Annotated in this window: 17 protein-coding genes and 1 pseudogene; 8 read left to right on the top strand and 10 right to left on the bottom strand. The window is 41.5% G+C overall.

What is annotated here, in order from left to right; translation table 11 throughout:
• Positions 1-105 precede the first annotated feature (105 nt).
• The 4 genes from pxpB (at position 106) to KQP93_RS08420 (ending at position 5,651) form a co-directional block, all read left to right on the top strand.
• Positions 106-774, top strand: a complete 669-nt coding sequence (pxpB, locus tag KQP93_RS08435) for a 5-oxoprolinase subunit PxpB (protein ID WP_217876654.1) — start codon at positions 106-108, stop codon at positions 772-774.
• Positions 771-1,706, top strand: coding sequence for a biotin-dependent carboxyltransferase family protein (locus KQP93_RS08430; protein WP_217876653.1), 936 nt, complete (start codon positions 771-773; stop codon positions 1,704-1,706). The genes pxpB and KQP93_RS08430 overlap by 4 nt, the downstream gene beginning before the upstream one ends.
• 370 nt (positions 1,707-2,076) lie before the next feature.
• Positions 2,077-3,744, top strand: a complete 1,668-nt coding sequence (gene asnB / locus KQP93_RS08425; RefSeq protein ID WP_217876652.1) for an asparagine synthase B — start codon at positions 2,077-2,079, stop codon at positions 3,742-3,744.
• 332 nt (positions 3,745-4,076) lie between these two features.
• Complete coding sequence (locus KQP93_RS08420) at positions 4,077-5,651, top strand: BCCT family transporter (RefSeq protein WP_217876651.1); 1,575 nt, start codon at positions 4,077-4,079, stop codon at positions 5,649-5,651.
• A 106-nt stretch (positions 5,652-5,757) separates the two neighbouring features.
• Here KQP93_RS08420 and KQP93_RS08415 read toward each other — a convergent pair whose 3' ends face one another.
• The 6 genes from KQP93_RS08415 to trhO all read right to left on the bottom strand — a co-directional run bounded on the left by KQP93_RS08415 (position 5,758) and on the right by trhO (position 14,274).
• On the bottom strand, positions 5,758-6,465 hold the full coding sequence (locus tag KQP93_RS08415) for a 3'-5' exonuclease (RefSeq protein WP_217876650.1): 708 nt from the start codon (positions 6,463-6,465) through the stop codon (positions 5,758-5,760).
• The gene (locus KQP93_RS08410) at positions 6,465-8,363 is read right to left on the bottom strand and encodes a DUF294 nucleotidyltransferase-like domain-containing protein (RefSeq protein WP_217876649.1); all 1,899 of its coding nucleotides are present in this window, start codon (positions 8,361-8,363) and stop codon (positions 6,465-6,467) included. The genes KQP93_RS08415 and KQP93_RS08410 overlap by 1 nt, the downstream gene beginning before the upstream one ends.
• Before the next feature lie 84 nt (positions 8,364-8,447).
• Positions 8,448-11,525 (bottom strand): efflux RND transporter permease subunit, encoded by a 3,078-nt coding sequence (locus KQP93_RS08405; RefSeq protein WP_217876648.1) that lies wholly within the window; start codon positions 11,523-11,525, stop codon positions 8,448-8,450.
• Between the two features lie 2 nt (positions 11,526-11,527).
• Entirely contained in the window at positions 11,528-12,544 is a 1,017-nt protein-coding gene (locus KQP93_RS08400) for an efflux RND transporter periplasmic adaptor subunit (protein ID WP_217876647.1), read from the bottom strand.
• A gap of 131 nt (positions 12,545-12,675) precedes the next feature.
• Positions 12,676-13,104, bottom strand: coding sequence for a hypothetical protein (locus KQP93_RS08395; protein WP_217876646.1), 429 nt, complete (start codon positions 13,102-13,104; stop codon positions 12,676-12,678).
• A gap of 162 nt (positions 13,105-13,266) precedes the next feature.
• The gene (trhO, locus tag KQP93_RS08390; protein WP_054561544.1) at positions 13,267-14,274 is read right to left on the bottom strand and encodes an oxygen-dependent tRNA uridine(34) hydroxylase TrhO; all 1,008 of its coding nucleotides are present in this window, start codon (positions 14,272-14,274) and stop codon (positions 13,267-13,269) included.
• A gap of 199 nt (positions 14,275-14,473) precedes the next feature.
• On the opposite strand from trhO, the gene KQP93_RS08385 reads away from it, so the two are divergent.
• From KQP93_RS08385 to KQP93_RS08370, 4 genes are all read left to right on the top strand, one after another.
• Entirely contained in the window at positions 14,474-15,799 is a 1,326-nt protein-coding gene (locus tag KQP93_RS08385; RefSeq protein WP_217876765.1) for a DEAD/DEAH box helicase, read from the top strand.
• Positions 15,800-15,801: 2 nt separating this feature from the next.
• A complete protein-coding gene (locus tag KQP93_RS08380) occupies positions 15,802-16,632 on the top strand; it encodes a CvfB family protein (protein ID WP_217876645.1) in 831 nt (276 codons plus the stop codon).
• Positions 16,633-17,256: 624 nt separating this feature from the next.
• The gene (locus KQP93_RS08375) at positions 17,257-18,036 is read left to right on the top strand and encodes an NYN domain-containing protein (RefSeq protein WP_217876644.1); all 780 of its coding nucleotides are present in this window, start codon (positions 17,257-17,259) and stop codon (positions 18,034-18,036) included.
• 140 nt (positions 18,037-18,176) lie between these two features.
• Positions 18,177-18,644, top strand: a complete 468-nt coding sequence (locus KQP93_RS08370; RefSeq protein WP_217876643.1) for a DUF6892 domain-containing protein — start codon at positions 18,177-18,179, stop codon at positions 18,642-18,644.
• A gap of 94 nt (positions 18,645-18,738) precedes the next feature.
• On the opposite strand, the pseudogene KQP93_RS08365 reads toward KQP93_RS08370, so the two are convergent.
• From KQP93_RS08365 to msbA, 4 genes and pseudogenes are all read right to left on the bottom strand, one after another.
• Positions 18,739-19,947 (bottom strand): annotated as a pseudogene (locus KQP93_RS08365) (IS256 family transposase).
• 524 nt (positions 19,948-20,471) lie between these two features.
• Positions 20,472-21,695 carry a pyridoxal-dependent decarboxylase, exosortase A system-associated gene (locus tag KQP93_RS08360; RefSeq protein WP_217876642.1) on the bottom strand — a complete coding sequence of 408 codons (1,224 nt, stop codon included), beginning with the start codon at positions 21,693-21,695 and terminating at the stop codon, positions 20,472-20,474.
• Positions 21,688-23,268, bottom strand: coding sequence for an acyl-CoA ligase (AMP-forming), exosortase A system-associated (locus KQP93_RS08355; protein WP_217876641.1), 1,581 nt, complete (start codon positions 23,266-23,268; stop codon positions 21,688-21,690). Before KQP93_RS08355 ends, KQP93_RS08360 begins: the two co-directional genes overlap by 8 nt.
• Positions 23,268-25,031 carry a lipid A export permease/ATP-binding protein MsbA gene (msbA, locus tag KQP93_RS08350; protein ID WP_217876640.1) on the bottom strand — a complete coding sequence of 588 codons (1,764 nt, stop codon included), beginning with the start codon at positions 25,029-25,031 and terminating at the stop codon, positions 23,268-23,270. Before msbA ends, KQP93_RS08355 begins: the two co-directional genes overlap by 1 nt.
• Positions 25,032-25,041: the final 10 nt, after the last annotated feature.

Raw genomic sequence — 25,041 nt, 5'->3', positions numbered from 1 at the left:
GATTGTCTTGAGTTTTTCTAATTAACACTAAAGACACATTTACATCATCAACAAACAGCCTATATGCTAATAAGCATTAAGGGATAATAATAAGATTGATACGCAATGACGACGACCAATAGTACACCTAAAATTATGGCGCTCACTACGCATAGCATCTTTTTTGATGCCTATGAAACAGTAAGCGACACACTGACTACCCAAAAGAAAATATGGGCATTAGCACAATATTGCCAAAGCAGTGATGACTTTGTTGATGTAGTCCCTGCCAATAATAATTTAACGCTTTATCTAAAAGAGCCCGCTCAACTTGCCGGCTGGCTGCCACGATTACTAGAACAATGGCACGAATTAAAAGCCACTGACTTTAACTCACGTCATCATAAACTTGCTACTCGTTATGGTGGTGAATATGGGCCTGATATAGCGCATGTTGCTAAACATCATAATCTTTCTATTGATGATGTTGCTCAAATGCACAGCAGTGCCAAATACCACGTGCTTTTTTTAGGCTTTAAACCCGGTTTTGCTTATTTAGATGGACTAAACCCGAAGCTTTTCACACCTCGTCATGCTGAACCAAGGCTTTCTGTGCCAAAAGGCTCTGTTGCAATCGGCGGCGATCAAACCGGTATTTACCCTGAAAGCTCCCCTGGAGGCTGGCAAATTATTGGTCATACAGATTTTCGTCTTTTTGATATCAATGCATCCTCGCCTTGTGCTGTTGAACCCGGTGATACTTTAGAGTTTGTTATTCAGGAGGTGTTAAAATGATCACTATCATCAAACCTGGCATGCAAATGTCTATACAAGATCAAGGCCGCACAGGTTCTCGCCATTTAGGCATTGGACAATCTGGTAGCATTGATCCTTACGCTCAAGTTATTACAAACCGTTTAGTTGGCAACGACGACAATAACCCCGTCATTGAAATCACTTTAGGTCTTGCAGAAATTAAGTTCGATAACGATTACTACATTGCACTGCACGGCACTGATATGAAAGCCACAGTGAATGGCAACCCTGTTGATCCTGGCTGGAGCTTTTACATAAAAAAAGGCGATGTATTAAAGTTTAATGCGGCGCGTCATGGTTTTAGAAGCTACCTTGCTATTGGTGGCGAGTGGCATTTACCAGATCCTATTTTAGATTCTTATTCTACTGATATATTGGCGGGTTTTGGTGGCTTAACCGGACAAGCACTACAGGCTGGCGATAGTTTTGAGGTAACACCGAGGTACAATACCAAAATTGGCCTAGGTGCCATGCTACCACCTAAAAGTACACAAATTCGTATACATGCCGCACCACATGCAGCACTGTTACCAAAAGACACCATCGTTAACTTTATAAATCATTCTTGGCATGTATCGCCTAATAGTAATCGCATGGGCACACGACTATTAAGTGACGAGTGTGATATCAGCCACGATGTTTCGCTACCCTCTATGGCTGTTGCTCCTGGCTGTATTCAGCTTCCGCCAAATGGTGAACCCATAGTGCTTTTAAACGATGCACAAACAACGGGGGGTTACCCATTACTTGGTACTGTGATCGAAGCCGATCTTCGTCACTTTGCACAATTAAAGCCCGGCGATTTCCTTCACTTTAAGTTTGTTACACTCAACGAAGCCCACGAAGCACAAGAAAAACTAACTGCGCACTTAAATCAACTTGCGATAGCGCTAAACTATATTAATAAATAGCGCTTAATTTATTGATGTTTAAAAACGAGCAAAGAAAACGTTTGCTCGTTTTAACATCACGGCTTGTATATACATTTAAAATTGGTAAAAGCCAACACATTCTTTTTGCACCAAATCTGTGCAGAGAATTTAGTAACAAAAGCCTCTATTCCAGACTCATTATCATCCAATTTGTACAAATCAAGCATTTAAACCGCTCACCCTTTAACCACTTACCCCATACTGGTGCAAAGAGATAAGCGTAGGTGCATATTTTATTCTCAATTAATTAAAAAACCTGTGTGACTTAGGTAATTATTTCTGTTAAAACAAACATTCGCAGTTATATAAATTCTGTTAGCTGCGCACATATTTGGAATGAGGAGTCACTATGTGTTCAATTTTTGGGGTATTAGATATTAAATCTGATCCCGCTCAATTGCGAAGCCAAGCAATTGAGATGTCAAAACTATTAAGGCATCGCGGACCAGATTGGTCTGGCGTGTATTCATCAGATAAAGCTATTTTAGTGCACGAGCGCCTTGCGATTGTTGGTGTATCAAGTGGTGCACAGCCTTTGTACAACCCTGAGCGTACAAATATTCTTGCTGTTAACGGTGAAATTTATAACCACAAAGAGCTCGCTGCCAGCTTAGAAACTGATTTTACTTTTCAAACTCAGTCTGACTGTGAAGTTATTTTGGCTTTATATAAGCAAAAAGGCCCTGAGTTTTTAGACGATTTAAATGGTATTTTTGCGTTTTGTTTATACGACGAAGAGCAAGATGCCTACTTAATTGGTCGTGACCATATCGGGATTATTCCGCTTTATACGGGTCATGATGAGCATGGTAACTTTTATGTTGCCTCAGAATTAAAAGCACTTTCGCCAATTTGTAAACATATTGAAGAGTTCCCTCCGGGTCATTTCTTATGGAGCAAAGATGGTCAACTTCGTAAGTACTACAGCCGTGATTGGCAAAGCTTTGATGCTGTTAAAGACAACGAAGCTAAAGCAGGCGATGTTAAAGAAGGCTTAGAGGCAGCTGTTAAACGTCAATTAATGTGCGACGTTCCTTATGGCGTGCTTTTATCTGGTGGTTTAGATTCATCTGTTATCTCAGCTATCACACAGCGTTTTGCTGCAAAACGTATCGAAGATAATGATGAGTCTGATGCATGGTGGCCAAAACTGCATTCATTCTCTGTGGGTCTTGAAGGTTCACCCGATTTAGCAGCTGCACAAAAAGTAGCTGATATGATTGGCACGGTTCACCACCCTATTCACTTTACTATTCAAGAAGGTATTGATGCACTACGTGAAGTGATTTATCACATTGAAACGTACGATGTAACAACTATTCGTGCCTCAACACCTATGTATTTAATGGCGCGCCAAATTAAAGCCATGGGTATTAAAATGGTGTTATCGGGCGAAGGTGCTGATGAGCTATTTGGTGGTTACCTTTATTTCCACAAAGCACCAAATGCGCAAGAGTTCCACGAAGAGCTTAACCGTAAAGTCTCTAAACTACATATGTTCGATTGCTTGCGTGCTAATAAATCAATGGCAGCATGGGGCGTTGAAGCGCGTGTGCCATTCTTAGATAAAGAATTTGTAGACGTAGCAATGCGTATCAACCCAGAAGCGAAAATGTGTAAAGACGGTAAAATCGAAAAACACATTATTCGTGAAGCGTTCGACGGTTACCTGCCAGACGAAGTGCTTTGGCGTCAAAAAGAACAGTTCTCTGATGGTGTAGGCTATAACTGGATTGATACTTTAAAAGAGTATGTAAACGATCAAGTTAGCGATCAAGACCTTGCTAATGCAAAATACAAATACCCGATCAATACACCTGATTCTAAGGAAGCGTATTTCTATCGTAGTATTTTTGAAGAGCACTTCCCTGGTGATGCCGCCGCGAAATGTGTTCCGCATGGCAAATCAGTTGCTTGCTCTACTCCTGAAGCGCTTGCTTGGGATGCATCATTCCAAAACAATGCTGACCCTTCAGGTCGTGCTGCTGGCGTTCATAACGACGCTTACAAAAAGTAGTAACTTTGTGCTGCAAGCCCTGTGTTTGCAGCACCTTCCTCTCAATTGAAATAATTTGCTTTGAAATAATACTGTCATCAAATTATTCCTTTCCCGACCCAATTTGTTCACAATTCCAACAAAAAACGTAAAAAACTGCATTTATTCGGCTGTTTAGGGACAAAAGCATTTACATTTTTTTTCGAACTCCTACACTAAAGACTAGACTTTGGTACAAATTTAGTTCGTCTACAAACTAATTTTAAGTTTCATACGTAAAAAGAGTGTTAGCCGAGCTTGTGCCATCCGGCCGTTTAGCTTTCTGCTAGATATAACTACAACAAGAGGTATTCATGAGCGAACATCATGATAAGTACAGTATCGACAATACCGACTACACCGTCGGTCAGGACAATGTACAAAAATGGGGTTTTGATGTGCATAACCCTGTATTTGGCATTAGTGCTGGTTTAATTGCCCTATTCTTAGTGGCAACACTAATTTCAGATGCTGAAACAGCAAAAACAACCCTAAATGGTATTAAGAACGACATTATTAATAACTTTGATGGCTTTTTTATGTGGTCAGCAAACTTATTCGTATTGTTTTGCTTAGCGTTAATTGTTTCACCATACGGTAATATCCGCCTTGGTGGTAAAGAAGCGCGTCCAACTCACTCTCGTATTTCTTGGTTAGCAATGTTATTTGCTGCAGGTATGGGTATAGGCTTAATGTTCTGGGGCGTAGCAGAACCTGTAGCTTACTTTACAGGCTGGTACGAAACACCTCTCGGTGTTGAAGCAAACACGCCGGAAGCTGCCAAAATGGCAATGGGTGCAACTATGTTCCATTGGGGTTTACACCCTTGGGCAATTTACGCCGTTGTTTCGCTTTCACTCGCATTCTTTTGCTATAACAAAGGCCTGCCGTTATCAATTCGTTCGATTTTTTACCCAATTTTAGGTGACAAAGCATGGGGCTGGCCAGGCCACCTTATTGATATTCTCGCTGTACTTGCCACCCTATTCGGCCTTGCCACTTCTCTTGGTTTAGGTGCACAACAAGCTGCTGCAGGTATTAACCATGTATTTGGTACTGATAGCGGAATTGGCTTACAAATTGGCGTTATTGTAGGTGTAACATTACTTGCTGTTATTTCTGTTGTTCGCGGTATCGACGGCGGTGTAAAACTACTTAGTAACGTAAACATGCTTATTGCTTTTGTATTACTTGTATTTGTTGCACTTGTTGGTTTTTCTGCAGCCTTTGGCAACCTACCTAATACAGTAATGGGTTATGTTGAAAACATTATTCCACTAAGTAACCCACATGGCCGTGAAGATGAAACATGGATGCATGGCTGGACTGTATTCTACTGGGCTTGGTGGATTTCATGGTCACCGTTTGTAGGGATGTTCATTGCGCGCGTATCTGAAGGCCGCACAATCCGTGAGTTCTTAATTGCTGTATTACTAGTTCCTACTGTTGTGACTATCTTCTGGATGTCAATTTATGGTGGTATCGCTATTGAGCAAGTTATTAATAAAGTAGGTGTACTAGGTGAAAAAGGCTTAACTGATGTACCACTTGCTATGTTCCAAATGTTTGAAGCCCTACCAATGTCTCAAGTGCTTTCATTCATTGCAATTGTGCTAGTACTCGTATTCTTTATTACTTCATCAGACTCAGGGTCATTAGTAATCGACTCTATCACTGCCGGTGGTAAAGTTGATGCACCAGTACCACAACGTATTTTCTGGGCTACAATCGAGGGCGCTATTGCAGCTGCACTTGTTTGGATTGGTGGCACACAAGCTATCGAAGCATTACAAGCCGGCGCCGTATCTACGGGCTTACCGTTTACCTTTGTATTGCTATTAATGTGTGTGAGTTTAATCCTTGGCTTACGAACAGAACCAAGAAACTAAACTTGCCGTTAAATAATAAAAACGCCGCATTTGCGGCGTTTTTTATTTATAAGCTTTGCTCATTTAATTTAAATTACTCGTCATAAAATCTGTGCTGTTAAGCACGCTATATGAGTAATTCGCTTAGCGGTGTATCTTGGCGGTAGTGGTAAGCTATTTGCGCTTGTAGCAGCTCAGCGGTGGCTGTGGCATCATTCAGTGCATTGTGGTTTTGGTACGCAGGTAACGAATAACGAATACGAGAGTCTGCTAAGCGCACAGAATCAAGCTTAGAGTTAAATAAACGCCCTAGTAACCCTTGCTTTGCTCTAAGAGCACGAGTTTCCAGATCTAACGTGTCTATAACGGCAAATTCAAGCCCTTCGCCTAAGCGTGCTTGCAACGCTTGATATAAAAAATGCCTTTCAATGGGTGCAAAATGCACCACAATAATTTTGCCTTTTAATGCTGCTAACAATGGCTCCATAATTGTTGAAAAGTCTGGTGCATCACTCACTTCTGAGTGAGTTATACCATGAATAACAATCGACTCTTCAGCAAGCTTACGCCTTGGTTGAACAATCCAATGTTGACTATCTTTACAAAAAATACGCTTAGTATTGAATGGGATTAAACCAACACTGACTATATCGTCACTTTGATAGTTTAGACCGGTTGTCTCAAAATCAAGCGCAACGAAGGGAACATCGCTAATTGGCATGTTTAAATCACAAAGAGCTGATTCATAAAACGCTTGAATTAGCGGCTGTTTGCTCTGTGCTAATAACTGCTGATATCGAGTTGGCCAATCAAGTTTTGCGCCTCGTTTTGCCATTACTTCATCCCTGTGTTGGCTGAATATCTGAATTTAAGGAAATTCTGCGCTTTATCTAAAATGGCAAACGCTTCTTTGAGATTACGCTGCTCAAAAGGAGAAAGTAAATGAGGCTCTAAGTCGTTATCTGGCGTTTCATCAAGCTTTTCTATTTGCCATGCTTGGTGTCTTATCCTGATCATAGCAATGTACTCTAGGGCATCTCGTAAATCTTGTGCTTTGCCTTCAGGGAGTAATTTAGCTTCGATAATATCCTCTAAACGCTCGAAAGAATTTTGTTTACGGCTACCTATCGCTAATGCGTGCACGCGTATTACGTCAGATAAAGGCGCTGTACCGCGGCGTTTTAAGTTCATAGAGCGCTTGTGTTGACCATTATGCTCTAACACAAAGTCTTTAAAGAAACCTAAAGGCGGTGTTCTGTTACGTGCGTTAGCGGCGAGGTTAGCTAAGAAGCGTTTATTCTTGCGCCCTTGTGTTGCGATAAAACGCTTGAGCTCCTCGGCCCATTTATTTCTACCGTATACACCGTCTAAATCAAAAAAGATCGAGCTGTGTAATAAAGCCTGTGGTTTAGGTTCGGCCATCCAACCTGCAAATTGCTCTTTCCACTGCTCACGTGTTAAACGCCACTTTTTAAATGACGCCATAATTTCACCTTCACAGTATTTATAGCCGCACTCAGCTAAACCATCACAGACAAAGTCAGCCAAATTTTGGAAATACTCGTCATGTAATTCCTCGTTAAAACTATTATCAAGGATAATGGCGTTATCTTGGTCGGTCACAATTAATTGCTCATCACGAGCCATAGAGCCTAAAGCGATAAAGCAATAAGGAACTGGCGGCGGGCCAAACTTTTCTTCAGCTAAATCAAGTAAACGTTGTTTGAAGGTTCGGCCTATAACAGCCATTGCAGTACCAATCATGTGAGAGTTAGCGTCTTCGTTAACCATACGAACAAATACATTAGGTAATTGCCTTGCATAGTGAGCTAAATCTTCAATCGATTGTTGAGCTAAAATACCGCGCACTAACAATAAGCTACTTTGCGATTCGTAACGTAAAATATCCGATAAAGAAATTACGCCAATGGGTTTTTTCTTAACAACAACAGGTAGGTGGTGAATATTATCTCTGAGCATTGCCAGCACGGCTTCAAACACATAGGCATTGCTATCAAGCAGTAATAGGTCTTTTTGCATAATTTGCGCTGCTGGCGCTTCGTAACTTAAACCTTCAGCTATAACACTGGTACGTAAGTCACGGTCGGTAATAATACCAACAACTTGGCCGTCGTCATCATCAGGATCATCACTAATAGGTTTATCCGCATCAGTGACCAGTACAGACGATACCGACTCTTGCGTCATTAGTTGCGCAACCATTTGAACAGAAGCATCTTTTGCCACAGTAACAACATCTCGATGAAGAAGCGACTTAACCTTAGCAGTTGTTAAATCGTTGCTGTCTGCTTGTTCAACAATTGCCTGGTGCAGGCGCACATTACCATCGGCTTCAAAGAAATCTGCGAACGCTTCGTACTCATCACAAAACTCGTTAAACAACTTAACATTGATGCAATAAACTAAGGTATCCTCAAGCGCCTTGGCCGGAAACCGCACTTTACGGTTCATAAGAAGGCCCATTGAACCAAAAATACCACCGATAGTTAAACGGTTGTATAAATCACCATCACGGCGATACATTTCAACAGCACCACTGCGTATGACATATAAATCAGCGATATCTTCGCCATAATTTAATATTTCAGTGCCTGCGCGAAAATAAGCGATTTCGATTTGTGCAGCGAGTTTATTTACCGCCTCTTCAGGAAGATCATCAAAAGGGGCATGATCAGCAAGAAATTGGGCAATATCGACATGTTCGGCTTGCATACGCGTACCTAGATTAAACCATTTGATTTAATTGTGAGGGTAATTGGCTATTTTTTCAAAGAAAAAATAGCCAATTAAGTAGGATTAAGCCTTTTCTAACTCTTCAGCCAGAAGTTTCGACTCATCTCCCCTTGGTTTAGTAAAGCGAGCTAAACCAAGGTAAATAACAGGCGTTAAATATAGAGTAAATAACACCGCAAGTGCTAAACCGCCAAATACCACCCAACCAATCGCGTTACGAGCCTCTGCCCCCGCGCCGGTAGATAAAATAAGTGGTAATGCACCCAATAAAGTTGAAACTAGCGTCATCGCAATAGGGCGAAGACGAACTAGTGCAGCCTCTTCTACCGCAACTCTAACCGAGCGTCCTTGGTCGCGTAATTGGTCAGCAAATTCCACCAGCAATATCGCATTTTTAGCAATCAAACCAATCAGCATTACTAAACCAATTTGCGAGTAAATGTTTAATGATGTACCTGTTAGATACAGTGCCAAAATCGCAGATGTAATACCAAACGGTACAGTGATCATCACCACAATTGCACTATTTACACTTTCAAATTGCGCTGCCAAAACCAGTAGTACAATTAAAAAAGCCAGAACATAGGTCACTAATACTTCATTGGCAGTTTCTTCAAAGGTTAATGCCTCACCTTTAAACGCTAAACTGATGCCAGCAGGCAGAGATTGCTCTGAAATATCACGGATTTTTGTAACCAGCTCAGCAATAGTTACGCCTTCTGGCATTTCCATACTCAGTTCAATAGCTCGGCGTTGTGCATGGCGCTCAAGCTCAGCTGCAACACCTTCTTCTGTAATCGTTGCCACACTGCTCAGTGGTACTAATTGACCATTACGGCCACCAACATACAAGTTAGCTAAGTCACTTGGGTTAGTGATAGTTTGATTTTGTGCTTGCAGCATAATCGGGATTGATTGATCACCAATGTTTAAATCGGCAATATCATCACCATTAATTGCAGCACGTAGTGTCACTGATATATCACTAAGCGATACGCCAAGCTCTTCAGCACGACGTCTATCAATATTTACCCGTAATTGTGGCTGTGACGGCTGATATGAAATACGCACAGGCGCCACTTCTGGTACTGCTTTTTCAATTTCAGCAGAGAAATCTTGCGCGGCTTTAAATATCTCGAGGTAGTCTTGCCCCAATAAAGCAAGCTCAATACCACCGCCTTGACCACGCAAGTTCAAACTATTTGAACCACCAGGGTAACCTGCCGCACCAGGAATATTACCTAAAGGTTCACGTATTTTATTGATAATTTCTTGCTGACTAAAATGACGTTCGTCCCAATGCTTTAGAGGCACGGTAATAAATACAATATTTGGATCCCATTGCCCAACCACTGTGTAAATAGACTCAATATCACCACTTTCAACATAAGGCAGTAAGATATCTTCCATTTGCACCGCTTGCCTGTCCATAAAGTTCAGACCAACACCATCAGGACCACGGGCAAAAATACGAATTTTACCGCGATCTTCAGTCGGTAATAGCTCGTTATCTAAATTGAAATACAGTGCACCAGAGCCTGCAGCGACCAACAAACACGCAAAGAAGGTGAGCCATGCATGCTCAAGTACACCATGTATTGTACGCTTATAAACAGCGGCTAAAACATGGCCAACTTTCGCAAATGGATGAAAACCACCCTGCTTTAATTTAAGTTTTGATGTCAGTGCAGGTACCAAAGACAAAGCTACAAAACTTGAGATGATCACAGCACCCGCAAGTACACCACCAAACTCTCTAAATAGTCGCCCTGCTGTTGATGGTAAAAAAGCAATAGGCACAAACACCGCAGCCAATACGGCGGTAGTTGCCACAACAGCAAAGAATACCTCGCGAGTACCAACCACTGCAGCTGCACGACGACCAAGACCTAAGCCCCGCTGACGTTGTATGTTTTCACTTACCACAATGGCATCATCTACAATTAGGCCGGTAGCTAACACTAACGCAAGTAAGGTAAGAATATTAATTGAAAAACCAAGCGCCCAAATAAGTGCTAAAGAGCCAATTAATGCAACAGGTATCGCAAATGCAGGAACAAGCGTTGCGCGCCATGAGCCAATAAACACCCACAGTGTGATCACCACTAACAGCACGGTTAGTAACAGTGAGTTAATAACTTCATCAACTGAGCTTCTGATAAACTGCGCATCATCAGAGGTTAAAGTAAATTCCATTTCAGGAAAACGCACTCGCATTCGTTCGATTAAAGTGAGCACTTCATCAGAAATTTCAATGGTATTAGATTGCGCCTGACGAATTATTTCCATGCCAATCACGGGTGTGCCATTAAGCCTTACGAATGAACGAGGATCAGCTGGGCCAAAGTAAACAGCAGCAACATCGCCAATACGGGTATCGTCTCGTACAATGATATCGGCTACTTGTTCAGCAGAAATTGATGTTGCATCAGCACGAACAATCACCTGTTGATCGCTTGATTTTAAACTACCTGCAGGCACATCAAAGGGAGCCTGACGAAGTACATCGGCAATATCTGGTACGGTAAGGTTAAAGCTGCTTAGCTTAAGTGGGTCGATACGCACTCTAAGCACCCGTTCACGGTCGCCATTTAAGCGTACATCGGCAACCCCTGGAATGGTCAAAAACTGCGGGGCTAAGTCAACATCAACACGCTCTGTCAGTGCCTCAAGGGATAAGCTATCACTTGATACTGTTAACGATACTACCGCTTCGGCATCGTTATCGGCCTTGATAATTGATACCCGCTCTACTTCTTCGGGTAGTTCCCGCTGTACACGGGCCACCGATTCACGTGTTTCGTTTGCAGCATCATCTAGATTAACACCGGGGCGAAACTCAACCACGATACGAGCATTGTTTTCTTCACTTTGCGCACGAATCGACTTTACACCACTGACCCTAGCAACCGCCCCTTCAAGCTTACTGGTTACTTCGGTATCTACAGTTTCTGGTGAGCCACCCGGAAAAGACGCTGATACAGTAATGCGTGGTCTATCGACATCAGGAAGCTCTCGTACTTCAACCCCTGCTATTGCAGCAATACCGGCGATAATAATGAGTAAGTTAAGTACCACAATTAAAACAGGGCGACGTATCGCCATTGATGGTAAGTCTTCCATCATAGGTTGCTGTTTCATCATTACTCCTTGGCTAGCTGCACTTCATTGATGAAATTAAGCTCTTGATTAGGTCTTAGGCGCTGAACTCCTTCTGTCACCAATAAATCGCCTTCATTTAAGCCACCAGAGACTAACAAACGCCCAGCTAAACGCTGCTCAATTTTAACATCAACGCGAGTTGCTTTTTTATCGACGCTCTTCCATACGTAAGGGCCTGCTGCGCCCCACATCATGGCAGCTTCGGGTACTACGGCAAGCTCTTCACCTAGAATATTTATGTGCACACGAAAGCTCATACCCGGCATAAATTGCTGGGCATTATTATCAAGTTTGGCTTTAGTTCTAAGAGTGCGGGTTTGCGCATTAATACGCGAATCAAGCTCTGCCACCTTAGCCGTGTAAGCTTTATCGCCTAACCAAGGCACCACTTCGACCGAAGATTTTTGCTTAAGCACTGAGATAGCGGCCTCTGGGGCATTAAAATTGATATAAAGCTCAGAAATATCATCGATAGTGGCAATGGCTGTTTGGGTTGTGATCCTGTCGCCTACTTCGACGTCAGTTAAACCCATAACACCACTAAAAGGAGCGCGAACTTCGCGGTCTTCACGCTCTGTTTTGGCTTGCATTAACTGGACTTTTGCTAGCTCATAAAGCGTTTTCGCATCATCTAAATCACTTTGCGGTACCGCACCACGGGCGTGGCTTTCTTCAAGCCTTTTCATGGTACGCTCAGCATCTTTTAAAGTAATTTCAGCTTCGATCAACGCTGCTTTTTGTCTACGGGAATCAAGCTCTAATAGTAAGTCACCTTTGGCAACGTTATCGCCTGGTTTAAAGTAAACAGCAGTGACTCTGTCTCCAACGGCTGGGTAAAGAATAACTGAGTGAATCGCTTCAGCATTACCCACGGCTTTTATCTGTTGTTTAGACTTTTCAACAGACACTGATTCTACAACTACATTAGCCGCCTCAGCGACGGAAACACAACTAATACAGGCAATTAAAGTCCATGTATGTAATTTGCCAATTGTCAAAATTTCACCTAAATAAGAATCGTTTTAATTGTTACGAAGTGTAACAGCTTTGTGATCAATAAAAAGCTGACTTCGTTTAACAAACAATTAGCCAAGGTGAAATAAACGAATACACCGCCTATGTTTACTATTTAGAAACGACAATATGTTGAATCGACCTCTTTTATGTGTGTTTCGCTTGCAATGGTTACCTCCACACAATCAGATTGATCAGTTATTTGTTCCTTTTGAATTAGTGTAAAACTGCCTTCTTGTGCTGACCTTAATGAATACTCAAAAGCATCATTACTTCCTTCAGATATAGCTGTTACTAGGCCGCCAACAAGTGCCCCTGCAACTGCCCCTGCAATCATCTCTTCGTGGTTGCCATCTAACTGATCAACAAAACCAATTGTAGAGCCTGCTGCTATACCCGTTTTAACGTTGGATGATAACTTAACCGGCTGAACCGATGTCACTTTTGCATAAAAGCGTTTAATCATCACATTTTGGTCGGCTCTATCTACCCCTTGTGTCGCGCAGCCACCTAAAAATAGTAAACCTAGCAGTAATTTATTCATTCTATTCTCATCCCATCAGTATAAAAGCTTAAGTTAGATAGTATTCCTAACATCAGTTAGAGACTGTTTAAGATGTGTAAAAAACTGTATGTAGCAAAAACGGACAGGCATAAAAAAACCCCAGACAATGCTGAGGTTTCTATCAATTCATAAAGCTAAGAATTACTGTTGGCGCTGTGCTTCTTTTTGCGCTTTTTTAGCTTCTTTACGCTTACGAAGAACTTCTTGCGCTTCGTTACCGATGTGGCCTTCGCCACGTGCTTGTGCTAATTCGATTTGCTTTTGACGCTCAGCAAAACGTGCACGTTGCTCTTCTGTTAGGCTGTCGTGACAGTGATGACACGATACACCTTCCATGTATTCAGGCTTTTGCTTTTCTTCTTCAGTAATAGGCATACGACACGCGTGACATTGGTCGTAAGAACCCTTTTGTAAGTCGTGATTTACCGCAACACGGTTATCGAATACAAAACACTCACCTTCCCACATGGTTTCTTCTTTTGGTACTTCTTCTAAATACTTAAGAATACCGCCTTCAAGGTGGAATACTTCGTCAAAGCCTTGCTCTTTCATGTACGCAGTTGATTTTTCACAGCGAATACCACCGGTACAGAACATAGCAACTTTCTTGTGCTTTTCTGGGTCTAGGTTTTCTTTCGCCCACGCAGGGAATTCACGGAATGTTTTAGTGTTTGGATCAACCGCATTTTGGAAAGTACCGATCTCGATTTCGTAATCGTTACGCGTATCGATAAGAATCACTTCAGGGTCTGAAATTAATGCATTCCATTCAGCTGGCTTTACGTATGTACCCACTACTTCACGTGGATCGATACCTTCAACACCCATAGTTACGATTTCTTTTTTCAGTTTTACCTTAGTACGGTAGAACGGGCATTCATCATCGTATGACTCTTTAGTCACGATGTTGTCTAGGTTTGGTTGTGAATCTAACCATGCAAGTAGGTTATCGATACCTTCACGTTTAGCAGAAACAGTACCGTTGATACCTTCAGCCGCAAGTAACAAAGTACCGCGTACTTCATTGTCTTCCATTACTTTTAGTAGTGGTTGGCGAATAGCTTCAAAATCAGGAAGGGCTACAAATTTGTAAAGTGCGCAAACAACGAAGTGCTCGCTAGTTACATTGTCTTTATGAACAGCAGTCATGGTTTTACCTTTTGCTTTAAATGCCCATATGGGGCGTTAACCGAATCGCAAATCCGGCGCATTGAGGGCGCGTATTTTACGCGAATTAGCGATAATTGCAAAAACTGATGCGAAATAGCTGTGTTTTTACTGTCTCCAAGTGAGTCAAGTGCGTTATAATGAACAGGATTTACAAATTTTGCTCATCGGAGATTACGCATTGCACTTTACTGAACTTGGGATTGATACACGCCTCGAAAAACAACTTGCGCATCAAGGCATCACCCAGCCCACTGACATTCAAGCTCACGCGGTACCAACAGCTATCGCAGGCCATGATATTTTTGCACAGTCAAAAACAGGATCGGGCAAGACGCTGGCGTTTTTATTACCTGCTGTACAGCGTGTGATGAAACAAAAAGCACTCAGTAAACGCGACCCTCGCGTTTTAATCGTTGCGCCTACCCGCGAATTAGCAACCCAAGTGTATAGCCAATTAAGGTTATTAATTGCTGGTACAAATATCAGTGCTGTAAAAGTACTGGGTGGCGAAAACTTTAATGACCAAATTAAAGCGCTTCGTAAAGACCCACATTTTGTGGTGGGTACTCCGGGTCGCTTAGCTGACCATATAAGTCAACGCTCATTACAGCTTTCAGGCTTAGAGCTTTTAATTTTTGATGAAGCTGACCGTATTTTAGATTTAGGCTTTACCGAACAAGTTAAAATGATTAACGAACTTGCTGATCACCGTTTACGCCAAACATTATTGTTTTCAGCAACCCTTGACCATGCACAAGTTGATGCTCTGTCACGTAACTTATTGCGTTCACCAAAACAAATTCTGTTAAGTGCTTCGAACGAGCAACATAGTGACATTACTCAGCAGCTTTATTTAGCTGATCATCTAGATCACAAAGAAGCCCTACTTGAGCACTTTGTAAAACAAGACAATGTTGGCCAATGCATTATTTTCACCGCAACACGTGCCGACACTCAGCGTTTAAGCCAGCTGTTAAACGATAAAGGCTACAAAGCGCAAGCGCTTGCGGGTGACTTAACTCAGGCCAAGCGCCTTGAAATCATGGACGCCTTTAGTCGTGAAAACTTTAAGATTTTGATCACCACCGATGTTGCATCACGTGGTCTTGATTTATTGAGCGTGACCCACGTAATTAACTTTGACCTACCAAAACATGCTGAAGAATATGTGCACCGTATTGGTCGTACTGGTCGCGCGGGCTTTAAAGGAACTGCTATTTCGTTAGTGGGCCCGAAAGATTGGCCAAGCTACAAAGCAATTAAAGCATTTTTAAATGATGAATTAAGCTTTTTCACCGTTGACGGCCTTGTTGGTAAATTTAAAGGTTTGCGTGAGAAAAAACCAAACACAGTTTGGAAAAAAGCAGAGACAAAAGTGGCTGCTAAACCTGCAAAACCAAAACGCAAAGCAGCCCCTAAAAAGCCAAAAGCCCCTATTCAAGCACCAATTGATATAGATGGTTTTGCTCCAATGCGCCGTAAGAAAAAGCCAGAACAGGAATAACAATGAGTATTTTAGGAACCACACAAACCCTTTTCGTTAACGAAATGTCTAACGAAGGTGCTTATTTAGATGGCCGTGATTTAGGCGAAGTATTCTTACCAAGCAAAGAAATTGATTACGAACTAGAAGCTGGCGACAGCGTGCAAGTATTCATTTACTTAGATCACGCAGGTCACCCAACCGGCACAACAAAAAAACCTTTAGCTGAAGTGGGCGAATTTGCCCTACTACGTGTTAAAGCAATCAACAGCACCGGTGCGTTTTTGGATTGGGGTCTCGAAAAAGACGTACTTGCGCCATACAACGAACAAAAGCCAAAAATGAAAGACGGCTTTTCGTATCTTGTACGTTTATATCTCGATAATGCCAGCCAACGTATTTGTGCATCGAGCAACTTTAATAAGTTTTTATCGAAAGATGAACCAACTTACTCTGTAATGGAAGAAGTTGATCTAATCGTTGCCGGTAAAACAGACCTAGGTTACAAAGTACTCGTAAACGAAGCCCATATTGGTGTGGTTTACTACAACACCGTATTTAAAAAGCTATTTGTTGGCCAACGCTTAAAAGGCTTTATTCAAAAAGTACGTGAAGACGGTAAAATTGATGTACTACTTGAAAAGCCAGGCATGGGCAAAGTGAACGACTTAGGCGAAAAAATCTTAGCTAAATTAAAAACCGAAGGCGGCGTACTTCACCTAGGTGATAAGTCAGACCCAGAGGCAATTAAAAAGACTTTCTCTACCAGTAAAGCAAACTACAAAAAAGCCATTGGCGGTTTGTTTAAGCAAGGTTTGATCGAGATTGAAGCAACGTCGATTAGATTGAAGTAAGTTGCGAGTTGCGAGTTGCGAGTTGCGAGTTGCGAGTTGCGAGTTGCGAGTTGCGAGTTAACAAGATATTGAAGTATTTGAAAGAGTAAAGTGAACGCTTTACTCTTTTTTTATTCTTATTGGCTTTATAGCTTTGACGTGTGTATGCAATAAGTTTTCTATCGCTTTTTTGAGTATTTTTCATTTAGAAGTGAAAGTCGGCATTGTTCCATAAGCATCCTTTCCAGATTAACTCATTTCTGTCCCAAGACAATTCAGAGCAGATGCTCTAGAGTCGAATTTGAACGAACTACGGAAGTTACCCAAAATAGAACGACTGAGTAGTTAGGTAGCAGCCTCTGTGTGCGTGAAAATATAATTGCGTATTTAGAAAAATTTAGATTTAATGAATACATAATAAGCGCTGAGCAATGCAGGGAAAGCTTAAATTACACTAGCTAAGCTGATTAAATTAGCTAGAAAAGTGATAGTCTCCAAAAAGCAAACTCCTATAGCATAAACAACACCAACTCTGACACACCGAACAGATAGTGACTCAGTCCAACAAGCGATTATGCAACACAAACTGCGTGTTGCATAAATACTAAAATGTTAGGCATCAGGCAGAATATGGAGATAATTTAGTTGATAGATATAAATTCAGAAAAGAAGATAGCGGTTCTCATTGATGCTGAAAACGCGCAATATGCCGTTTTAGATTATGTACTAAAAGAGCTTTCTAAGCATGGACATATATTAGTTAAAAAAGCTTATGCGGACTGGAGCTCCGGCTGTTTGAAAAACTGGAAGCAACCACTAAACGAACTTGCTATAAATCCAATTCAACAATTTTCCTATACACAAGGCAAAAACTCATCTGATGCTGCAATGATTATTGATGCGATGGATTTACTTTATTCTGATAAGTATGATGCCTTTGCCTTAATTAGTAGTGACAGTGATTTCACTAAACTTGCATCTAGGTTAAAGGAATCTGAGATTTATGTATTTGGTGTTGGTGAAAAGAAAACGCCAATTGCATTTAGAAATGCATGTGATGACTTTATTTATACCGAAGTATTGAAAGATCGTTATGCGATTAAAGAAGAAACCTCAATGCAAAGTACAGTGATACTCAAAAAGCCCGAGTCTAGGGAATTACGTAACAAGTTAAGAGGTGATACCAAACTTGTAAATACTCTCCGCGGAGCGGCAAGTGAATATCAAGATGAAAATGGTTGGTCACTGCTAGCTACTTGTGGAAGCTTAATCAAGCGACAGTATCCAGACTTTAGTCCAAAAAACTATGGTTTCAATACACTAACTCAGTTAATTGAAGCCACAGAGTTATTTGAGGTAGATCGTAGGGATCCTGGTTCTGGTATCGTTGATGTCTATATCCGAGACCAGAGAAAAGCTGCTTAACAAAGCGGTTAAGATGGGGTCACAACGCTTGGCATTTTTGGTTTGAATCAGCTTTAGTGTCTACGGTACATTGGTTTAGATTTGGTGGTCGCGTTGTTCACCACTTAACGCGGCGTTAGCTTACAAGGAGGTTGTTTTACATGGATAACAATTTGAAATTATTAGCTCTAGGTAGTTTGTACTATGATGATAATGAAATAAAAAAACAAATAGATGCTATTGATGAACAAAACTTGGATAAGTTGGTATTCGGAGAGAATCCAAAGTATGAATGGTTTGATTGTATTCCTGAGATAGAAAAGCAGTTACTTGCAATTAATATAACTGAGAAACAATTTGAAAAAATTACTCTTCTCTCTGGGGAGTGTTGTAAAACTCATCACCTAATTATGCCTAATTTGGATGGAGAAGGAAATGAGTTTGCAATCAAGTCATTTTCAGGTGTAGAAATAATGGTAAATTTAAAGAAGCTAGAATTTCTTGATTTCACTTATGCAAAAGATATCGAGAGACTATTTCAACTTGGTATTGAAGAAATAGATGAGTATTGCGGTTTGAGTGATGATCATAAAAGAGTATTTATTGATATGGGAGTAAAGGTAAGCTAACAAGCACTTTAAACGGAATAGAGTCAACTAAACTAAACCCCAAATAATGGCTCCAGCAACCGACCCTGTAACACATTTTGTGTAACTGCCAGTTTTAAATAACATCTTTTAATCGGTCTTCGAATTCAATCATAAATCGATTTAAGGCCGATTTCCAATTTCTTATCGGCATCGTCCATTTTTTTGATGCCTGCTCAATAGCCAAGTAAACGACCTTTTTAGCCGAGTCATCATGCGGGAACAGCTTACGCTTTTTGATGGCTTTACGGATAACTGAGTTCAGCGATTCAATGGCATTGGTAGTGTAAATAGCTTTTCTAATATCTTCGGGGTAATTAAATAAGGTGCTGACGTTTTGCCAATTATTGCGCCATGAGCGAGATATATTAGGGTACTTGCTATCCCAGCGTTGCTCGAACTGTTCTAAAGCCATTAAGGCTTCGTCTTAAGTTACCGATTGGTATATGCGCTTTAAATCAGCCGTGATGGCCTTGTAGTCTTTCCACGGCACGAACTTCAATGAATTACGCACCATATGTACGATACAGAGCTGAATTTGCGTATCAGGATAAACGGTATTAATTGCATCAGGGAAGCCTTTAAGGCCGTCAACACAGGCGATAAGGATATCTTTAACGCCACGGTTTTGAAGTTCTGTTAGCACGTTTAGCCAGAACTTAGCGCCTTCGTTCTCTGATATCCACATGCCAAGCAGTTCTTTGTGGCCTTCTATATTAACGCCTAAGGCTAAGTAAATGGCCTTATTGATGACTTGCTTATCTTGGCGAACCTTAACAACTAAACAGTCGAGATAGACGATTGGGTAAACAGCATCAAGTGGCCTAGCTTGCCATTCTACGACGTGAGCGATAACGGCATCTGTGACACGAGAAATCAGTGTTGGTGATACATCAGCGTCATACATTTCTTTGAACGTAGAAACGATTTCACGGGTCGTCATGCCTTTGGAATATAGATACAAAATCTTGTCGTCCATTGACGTAAAGCGAGTTTGGTTCTTTTTAACCAGTTGCGGCTCAAAGCTAGCATCTCGGTCACGAGGTGTATCTAATTCAACTTTACCATCTTCGGTTCGAATGGTTTTAGCTGAATAACCATTTCGGGAATTTTGTTGCTCAGACTGCTCATGACGAGCATAACCAAGGTGTTCGTCTAATTCAGCATTGAGTGCTGCTTCAACCGTCACCTTGGTTAACATTTTACGAAAGTCAGTTAAATCTGCTTCTGACTTAATTGATTTAGCAGCTTGCTTAGCAAACGCTTCCAGTTCTTTCTTATTCATCATTGCCTATCCTAAACCCTTTTTAAGGATTAATAATAGGCAGTTACACAGATTTAGTTACAGAGTCCAGCAACCGGCATTGAAATAGATCTGTTTGAAGATTGTTCAAATTCTTTTCTATATCCATCTAATGTCAAAATACTCTCTCCTTGCTTGAGTAATGCTCAGACTTATTGAAGCATATAACATTTAATAGTGCGCTCATTGCGCATATTTCTTCCGGTGCAACGCTCAATTATCTACCTTTTATAGTTTTTAACAAATTACCTAACGTATTACTATCAAAAAGTTTTTAAAACTTTAAAGTAAAGTTAAAAAGAATAATATGCGCTCCTCTTATATTCATGGATATGCCGTAAAGAGAAAATTAACAACGATATTTATCCAATCTCAATGACCACTTTTCACTCGCTACAGTTATAGAGAATTTACCTTATTAAGTTTATTCGGAGTTTGCCACAAATAAAAAGAGCCATACTCTTAATGAATAGTGCTCTTTTTATATTTTTGTCACCTTTGCTGGATTAAAGTAAAAGCTCCGTCACTTCAGGGTGGCTCAAGAAGTTGCATGGGCTTGCACTAGCACCATAGGCACCGGATTGTAGAACTGCAATTACATCGCCTATTTCAGCTTTCGGCAAAGTTACTTTTGCCGCTACTATATCCAAGGGCGTGCATAAAGGGCCGCAAATTTCCACTTGTTCAACATCACTGCACTCAACGCGATTGGCAAGGATCACAGGATAGTTTTTCCTCACTACTTGACCAAAGTTTCCAGAGTTCGCTAAATGGTGATGCATCCCACCATTTGTCATCAAAAACGTTTGCCCTCTAGATATTTTTTTATCTGTCACTTCACACAAGTAAGTCCCCGCTTCTGCGACCAAGTAACGCCCCAACTCCAAGTGAATCTCAACTTCCGCTAAACACTCTGGCAGTGTCGCTAAATGGCACTGCAAAGCTTGACAAATAAGAGGGAGGTCTAGCGCGGTTTCTCTGGAAAAATAAGGGATACCGAATCCTCCACCTATGTTAATTTGCTTAGGTATCAATTCGGCTTCAGTGCATATTTTTACCGCGAGAGCTAAGGTTTGCCGTTGCATTGAACTGAGGTGTTCTTCACTAAGCGTTTGCGAACCGCTAAAAATATGCAGCCCGATCACTTCAATAAGATCATTATTAAATTGACGTATTACTTGGGCACATAGTTCAGCATCTATACCAAAAGGCTTCGCACCGCCGGACATTTTCATGCCCGCACCTTTCAAGGTAAAGTCCGGATTAACTCGTATTGCCACTTTAGCACAAGTCGCCATGACTTCGGCACATAGAGCAATTCGCTGTAACTCAGTCACCGATTCAACGTGAAGCACAACACCTGCTGCAATGGCAGCGGCTAGCTCTTGTTGCGACTTTGCAGGCCCAGCAAAGCTTATCTTATCAGCGGACATACCGGTAGACAAAGCCAACATCATTTCCCGATGAGATGCCACATCGAGACCATCTACATATTGGGCTATATGACAAACCAGAGCTGGCATGGGGTTCGCTTTTATCGCGTAATGTAACTTAACCTGACGAGGTAAATGCTGTTTTACATAATTTATCTGGCGGGTAATTGCTTCCCTTTCGTATACATAACAAGGGAAGCAAGGTGCTATTTGTTTGATTTGTTCGACAGTCTTACCCGCCATTAACAATTGATTATTAGTTTGAGTTAGTCTAGACAAGCGGTCAAATTCACTCATAGCTTCCCTCCTTAATTGCAAAGTGTTGTTGATATTGACTCAATAAGGCTTTACGATCTATCTTGCCATTGCCGTTGCGCGGCAATGTATCTAAGGCGATCACAGACTTAGGCTGCATGTAATTAGGCAACTGTGATCGGCATAGGTTTTGAATTAGAGAGACACAAGTCGCTTTGCTCGGATCCAACACAACCAATAATACGATACCTTGCCCTAACTCAGGATGGGGAACTCCAAGTACCACAGCTTCTAGAGTCAAACCAGATTGGTATATAACTTCTTCCAACTCTGTTGGGCTAACTCGATAACCTGAGGTTTTGATCATTTCGTCGTTGCGGCCGACAAAATAAAAGTAACCTTCTTCATCCCTTGTAACAATATCACCAGACCAAACACCGACTTGCTGCCTCAGTATAGGCAAAGTGGCAGGTACAGGTTTAAATCGCTCTAACGTTTTTTCTTTGTCATTCCAATAACCTTGACTTACTAAAGGACCAAAATGAACGAGTTCACCAGCTTCATTAGCCCGACACTCTGCGCCAAACTCATTAATTACACGCAATTCTACGTTGGGAATAGCCTTGCCGAAAGAGCCTGGTTTGCTGGAAATATCTTTGGGTGGCAAGTAACAAGAACGAAATGCTTCAGTCAACCCGTACATCATGTAAGGTTCAGCTTCGGGCAATTGCTGTTGAAGTTGTTGTAGCACCGGTATAGGCATAGCGCCACCCGAGTTAGTGAAATATCGAATCTGCTTGGCTACCTTCTCAGGCCATTGTACTCTAGCAAGTTTTATCCACATAGGGGGGACTAAGGCCAAACAGTTTATTCGCTCTCGCTCAACCGCCAAAATAATATCTTGAGGAAACAGTAACTCCATCATGTAACAACTCGCACCAACTGTGAAGGCAATAGACAACTGGCTAAAACCATAATCAAAACTCAGTGGTAACGCAGCTAACATTCTATCTGTAGTTCGGCTATCCAAATACTGCGCAACACTCGCTGCTCCTAGTACCATATTGCGTTGAGATAGAACCACTCCTTTTGGCTTCCCTGTACTACCAGAGGTATACAAAATAGCGGCTAAGTCCGTTTCCAACCCGACCGGCAGCGCTTGATTTTTTCCTGAAGCCATAAAAGCCTGCCAAGTTATCACTCTGTCAGTTTGTTCATGTTCGGGTAAATCAAGTACTACAACTAGCTCAACCGACGTAGGTTTCTGCTCTGCTAAAGTACGCCATCTAGACAAGTTAGTAATCAGAATACTGGTTTCGCTGTCCTTTAGAATATGGGTCACTTGTGCTGCTTTTAACACTGGGTTTATAGGTACAAAGATCCCTCTGGCACAACTCGTAGCAAACATGGCGAGTACGGCTTCTATCTCTTTAGGCAAATAAATGGCTACCCTTTGTTGAGTTTGTAAACCACAACTCAACAAAGCTTGAGTCACTTGCTCTACTCGCTGCTGAAGTTGAGCATAAGACAGCCATACTTCTTTACAACCTAGAGCTGGCAACTCCGGCAAAATACTCGCTTGATGGCTAATGAGTTGATGTAACAAAGTACGCATTATGCTTCCTCTTTAGACAGGATTTGTTGTAGATATAATTGATAATAATTACCTTTGTTCGCAATAAGCTGGCTGTGCTGACCCCGCTCAACCACTTCGCCTCGGCTCATCACTAGGATCTGGTCAGCATCACGTATAGTGCTTAACCTATGGGCGATAACTATGCTAGTTTTGTTTTTTTGCAATTGTTCTAATGCACGCTGTATTTGTGCTTCTGATTTACTATCTAGAGCTGAGGTAGCCTCATCCAGTAATAAAATTGGCGCATCTTTGAGAATAGCTCTGGCAATGGCTATTCGCTGTTTTTGACCACCAGATAACAAGTTGCCATTTTCCCCTACAGGACTATTTAAACCCATAGCCATCTGTTGAGCAAAATCCCACACATGAGCGGCCTTGGCAGCGGCTTCAATTTGTTCAGGTGAAACGTTTGTCTCACAGCCATAGCGAATATTAGCTGCAATCGAGTCATCAAATAGCACTATCTGTTGTGATACCAAAGAAAATTGTTTACGCAAATTTTGCAGTGAAATTTGTTGCAGCTCAGTACCATCAAGGGTAATAAAGGAATCCGGTCTCTGCTCAGCTCGATAAAAGCGCAATAACAGGTTCAGCAAACTGCTTTTACCACTGCCTGATTCGCCGACAATCGCCAGTTTCTTGCCTTTTCTCAGAGTAAAACTCACTTCTTTGAGTACAGTTTGTGTACTTTGAGGGTAACAAAAATTGACATTTTTTAACTGTAATTCATGCTGAAACTCTATGTTTTGCTCGCCTCTATCGCATTCCTTAGGCAGATCTAAAAATTGAAACAAGCTTTGTGCCGCTGCCAATCCCCTTTGTAGGTTCTGATTAATATTCGTGAGCTGTTTAAGCGGTCTCAACAAAGACCCCATAGCCACCAATGTGGCGGTAAAGCTCCCTGCACTCAAACTCTCGACTATGCCTTCAACACTGGCTAGGTAAAAAACTATAGCCATAGCCAAAGAAGCTATCAACTGAACAATCGGGTTGCACATGGCAGAAGCTGACGCTAATTTCATCGTTTGCTGACGGTTGTGATTATTGACCGTATCGAACCTTTGCAGTTCTTGTGCTTGGGTGGACAAGGCTAAGACTTCTCTATGATTGGCTACACTTTGCTCGCATTGTCGAGTCACTTCACCCATAGCGTCTTGCAATATTTTACTAATATCTTTGAAACGGCGAGAGACGCGAGTAATCACAAAAGCAATAGCAGGAGCAATAACAAAGAAAATCAAAGACAGTTGCCAACTAGTGTAAAACATAATAGCGATCAGCACTAAGATTATCAGTGATTCTCGCAAGCACACCAACATAGTTTCCGCCATGGCTTTTGCCACTTGCTCTGCATCATAAGTAAACTTGGCTATGATCTGACCCGAACTGTGCTCTTGCAAATAACTCATTGGCAAAAATTGCAAATGTTCAAAAGCTTGCTCCCTGATCTTATAAGTGATCTTACTACTGATATAAGCCAAGCTATAATTCGAAACAAAGCTAGCAATACCTCTTATAAAGAAGATGACCACTACAAATAAAGCCCCTATTTTCAGCACCTGGCCATTGGCCTGAGCCAAACCATTATCGATAAGTGGCTTGATCAAATACACCATACCTGCATCGACAGCACTAAAGATAATGGTCGATAAGAAAGCCAAACATAACAAAAACTTGTGTTCGGAGAAATAAGTCAATAAACGCGCTAATGTGGGTTGCTGGCTCAAATTGTGACTAGACATATTTACTCCT

It is taken from the genome of Pseudoalteromonas shioyasakiensis, from assembly GCF_019134595.1.
GTDB lineage: Bacteria > Pseudomonadota > Gammaproteobacteria > Enterobacterales > Alteromonadaceae > Pseudoalteromonas > Pseudoalteromonas shioyasakiensis_A.
This window is presented reverse-complemented; position numbering and strand designations above follow the sequence as displayed.

Excerpts from the sequence above, each read along its gene's own strand:
- KQP93_RS08380 (WP_217876645.1), top strand. The coding sequence starts at position 15,802 with ATGAGTATTTTAGGAACCACACAAACCCTTTTCGTTAACGAAATGTCT.
- trhO (WP_054561544.1), bottom strand. The coding sequence starts at position 14,274 with ATGACTGCTGTTCATAAAGACAATGTAACTAGCGAGCACTTCGTTGTT.
- KQP93_RS08395 (WP_217876646.1), bottom strand. The coding sequence starts at position 13,104 with ATGAATAAATTACTGCTAGGTTTACTATTTTTAGGTGGCTGCGCGACA.
- KQP93_RS08410 (WP_217876649.1), bottom strand. The coding sequence starts at position 8,363 with ATGCAAGCCGAACATGTCGATATTGCCCAATTTCTTGCTGATCATGCC.
- KQP93_RS08415 (WP_217876650.1), bottom strand. The coding sequence starts at position 6,465 with ATGGCAAAACGAGGCGCAAAACTTGATTGGCCAACTCGATATCAGCAG.
- msbA (WP_217876640.1), bottom strand. The coding sequence starts at position 25,031 with ATGTCTAGTCACAATTTGAGCCAGCAACCCACATTAGCGCGTTTATTG.
- KQP93_RS08405 (WP_217876648.1), bottom strand. The coding sequence starts at position 11,525 with ATGAAACAGCAACCTATGATGGAAGACTTACCATCAATGGCGATACGT.
- pxpB (WP_217876654.1), top strand. The coding sequence starts at position 106 with ATGACGACGACCAATAGTACACCTAAAATTATGGCGCTCACTACGCAT.
- KQP93_RS08430 (WP_217876653.1), top strand. The coding sequence starts at position 771 with ATGATCACTATCATCAAACCTGGCATGCAAATGTCTATACAAGATCAA.
- KQP93_RS08355 (WP_217876641.1), bottom strand. The coding sequence starts at position 23,268 with ATGCGTACTTTGTTACATCAACTCATTAGCCATCAAGCGAGTATTTTG.
- KQP93_RS08370 (WP_217876643.1), top strand. The coding sequence starts at position 18,177 with ATGGATAACAATTTGAAATTATTAGCTCTAGGTAGTTTGTACTATGAT.
- KQP93_RS08420 (WP_217876651.1), top strand. The coding sequence starts at position 4,077 with ATGAGCGAACATCATGATAAGTACAGTATCGACAATACCGACTACACC.
- asnB (WP_217876652.1), top strand. The coding sequence starts at position 2,077 with ATGTGTTCAATTTTTGGGGTATTAGATATTAAATCTGATCCCGCTCAA.
- KQP93_RS08360 (WP_217876642.1), bottom strand. The coding sequence starts at position 21,695 with ATGAGTGAATTTGACCGCTTGTCTAGACTAACTCAAACTAATAATCAA.